This is a genomic window from Thauera linaloolentis 47Lol = DSM 12138 (genome assembly GCF_000310205.1).
Lineage (GTDB): Bacteria > Pseudomonadota > Gammaproteobacteria > Burkholderiales > Rhodocyclaceae > Thauera > Thauera linaloolentis.
The window spans coordinates 1-3,132 of record NZ_AMXE01000158.1; the positions used below are offsets into that span (position 1 = coordinate 1).

Sequence of the window (3,132 nt, forward strand, 5' to 3'; positions counted from 1 at the left end):
CGGCGCCGGCGCGCCCCGCCCGCGGCGCTGGCGCCATCCGCTGCGTCCGCGTTCGGTGCGGGCACGCCTGCTGGCGCTGGTGCTGGCGCCGCTGCTGCTCGGCGTGCCCGTGCTGCTGGGCATCGTCTGGCTGTGGGGCACCCAGGGCTACAACCAGTTGCTGGTCAACAAGGTCAGCGCCGACCTGCTCACCGCGCGCCAGTATTTCGACCGCGTGCAGGACGGCTTCTCGGCCAGCCTGGAAGGCTTCGCCGCCTCGCACCAGCTGGCGCTGGCGCTCGAACGCCGGGACGACGCCCGCACCATGGCCGCGCTGCTGGAAACGACCGCGGCCAGGCACGGCCTGGACTACCTGATCCTACTCGACCGCCGCGGCCGCTTTGCGAGCGGCACCGCTGCGCTGCCGCCGTCCTTCGCCGACCGCTCGGACTGGCCGGCCGTGCGCGAAGCCTTGTCCGGGCACGGCCGCAAGGCACTCGCGGTGTTCTCCGCCGCGCATCTCGAAGCGCTGTCCCCCGCCCTGCGCGAGCGTGCCCTGCTGGCGCTGATCGACACACCGAACGCCGCCCCCGACGCCCGCAGCCACGAAGAGCGCGGGCTGATGGTCCAGGTCGCCGTGCCCGTAACCAGCGCCAACGGCACCCTGCTCGGCGTGCTGGAAGGCGGCGCGATGCTCAACCGCAACCTGGCCATCGTCGACCGCCTCAACGCCGTGGTCTACCACGACACCTCGCTGCCGCACGACAGCCAGGGCACGGCGACGCTGTTCCTCGGCGACACGCGGGTGGCCACCAACGTGCGGCTGCAACCGGATGACGTACGCGCGCTCGGCACCCGCGTATCGGCGGCGGTGCGCGACAAGGTGCTGATACACGGCGAGAACTGGCTGGGCTCGGCCCTCGTCATCGACACGCCCTACGTCTCCGGCTACGCGCCGCTGGTCGACGGCCGGGGCGAGCGCATCGGCATGCTCTACGTCGGCTTCCTGCAGGCCTCTCTCGAGACGGCGCTGCACCGTGCCCTCGGCGGCCTGTTCCTGGCTTTCCTGCTGGTGTCGGCGCTCGGCGCCGTGGGCGCGATCCAGTGGGCGCGCTCGATCTTCCGCCCGATCAAGCACATGGCCGGCGTCATGCGGCGCATCGAACAGGGCGAGGACTCGGCGCGGGTCGGGCCGGCAGCCGGGCGCGACGACGAACTCGGCCAGCTCGCCCGCGCCTTCGACGCGCTGCTCGACAAGCTCGACGCCCGCCGCAGCGAAACTCAGCGCTGGGCCGACGAACTGGACTCGATGGTCGCCGCGCGCACCGCCGAGCTGGAAGATGCCAACGCCACGCTGCGCCGCGCACGCCAGCAGCTGGTGATGAACGAGAAGCTCACCGCCATCGGCGAACTCACCGCCGGCGTCGCCCACGAGATCAACAACCCGGTGGCGGTGATCCAGGGCAACCTCGAACTGCTGCGCGAAATCCTCGGCCACGGCGCCGAGCCGGTGCGCGACGAGATCCGCGCCATCGACGAGCAGATCCGGCGCATCCAGGGCATCGTCGCCAAGCTGCTGCAGTTCGCGCGCCCGGGCGATTTCGCCGGCTACACCGACGACGAGGACGTCAATGCGCTGATCCGGGACTGCCTGGTGCTGACCCGCCACAACCTGAGCCGCGCGCACATCGAGGTGCATCAGGAACTGCTCGCCAGCCGCAGCGTGGAGATCAACCGCGGCGAACTGCAGCAGGTGCTGATCAACCTGATCGTCAACGCCATGCAGGCCATGCCCGAAGGCGGCACGCTGCGCCTGCGCACCGGCGACACCACGCTCGAGGACGGCGCGGAAGGCGTGCGCATCCAGATCGAGGACAACGGCCATGGCATCGCGTCGGCGCTGCTCGACCGCATCTTCGACCCCTTCTTCACCACCAAGAAGCAGGACGGCACCGGGCTCGGCCTGTCGATCAGCTACGCCATCGTCACCCGCTACGGCGGCCACATCGGCGTGGATAGCGCGCCGGGGCGGGGCGCGCGCTTCTCGGTCCTGCTGCGCTGCCGCCCGGTGTTCAGCACGGAACCGAGCGCGCCCGACTTCGCACGCCGCTTCTTCGGGCACCAGGGCGGCTGATTAGCCGGGCAAGAGACCACGGCGCGGGTGCCGGCGGCACCCTTTCCGGCCGGTTGATGCCTTCCGCCCGCGGGGCCTTCCCAAACCGCCCCATATCCGGCCCCGCCCATTACCAAATTCGTATTGTAGATTGATTACAAAAACGCTGTTGGATATTTTTACGTAATCAATCCTTAATAAATACAACCAATTGAAAATAAATCAAAAATTCAATTGGCGCGCGACTTGCTAATACCGTTTTGCAAGGATGATCCGCATCGCCTGCATTTTTCCCCAATTTCAAAACGGAATACGTCATGAAACGCCTTATCGGCCTGATGGCCGCCACTTTCTTCTCGCTGAGCGCGAACGCCGCACTGGTCAAGATCAACTTCGACGGCGAGTACTACAAGCTCGGCGACACCCCGAACGCGTTCCATCAATCGATCTCCGGAATCAAGGGCTACGCGATCTACGAATCCGACACGCCGGGAACCGTGTTCGGGGTCACCGACACCAAGAACTACCGAGGCGCGCTGCGCGGCTTCGGCTTCGAGATCTACGGCGACGCGGGAACGGTGTTCTCGGGCGAAAAGACCGTGGCCGACGGCGCCCGCGGCTTCGGCTACGTCCAGATCCGCAACCTGCCCGGCATCGACTCCTTCGGCCTGGCGGACATCGACCTGACCCCGGACGAAGTCGTCGGCGGACCCGATTCGCTCGTGCGCGCCGGATTCACGTTCCGTATCGCGGCCAAGGACGCCAAGGCGATCGACAATTCCGACCTACCGGGCGTCTTCGACCCGACCATCTTCAACGGCCAGCGCAACATCAGCCTGTTCCTGCAGCGCTCGCCCGCCGTGCCCGGCGAGATCGTGAGCTTCAACTTCAACTTCTGGAACCTCGAAGATGTCACCGTCGAGGCCGTCACCCAGAACGTGCCCGAACCCGGCAGCCTGGCGCTGCTCGGCATGGCACTGGCCGGCGTCGTCGCCACCCGCCGCAAGCCGCGCCTCGGCGCCCGCTGACCCCCGGCAAGG

General features: G+C 67.8%; 2 protein-coding genes. Both read left to right on the forward strand.

The features are described from left to right. Window positions 1-40 precede the first annotated feature (40 nt). The gene (locus C666_RS18810; RefSeq protein ID WP_028791915.1) at window positions 41-2,113 is read left to right on the forward strand and encodes a cache domain-containing protein; all 2,073 of its coding nucleotides are present in this window, start codon (window positions 41-43) and stop codon (window positions 2,111-2,113) included. Window positions 2,114-2,409: 296 nt separating this feature from the next. Further along, entirely contained in the window at window positions 2,410-3,120 is a 711-nt protein-coding gene (locus tag C666_RS18815) for a PEP-CTERM sorting domain-containing protein (RefSeq protein ID WP_004349014.1), read from the forward strand. Window positions 3,121-3,132: the final 12 nt, after the last annotated feature.

Excerpts from the sequence above, each read along its gene's own strand:
- C666_RS18815 (WP_004349014.1), top strand. The coding sequence starts at position 2,410 with ATGAAACGCCTTATCGGCCTGATGGCCGCCACTTTCTTCTCGCTGAGC.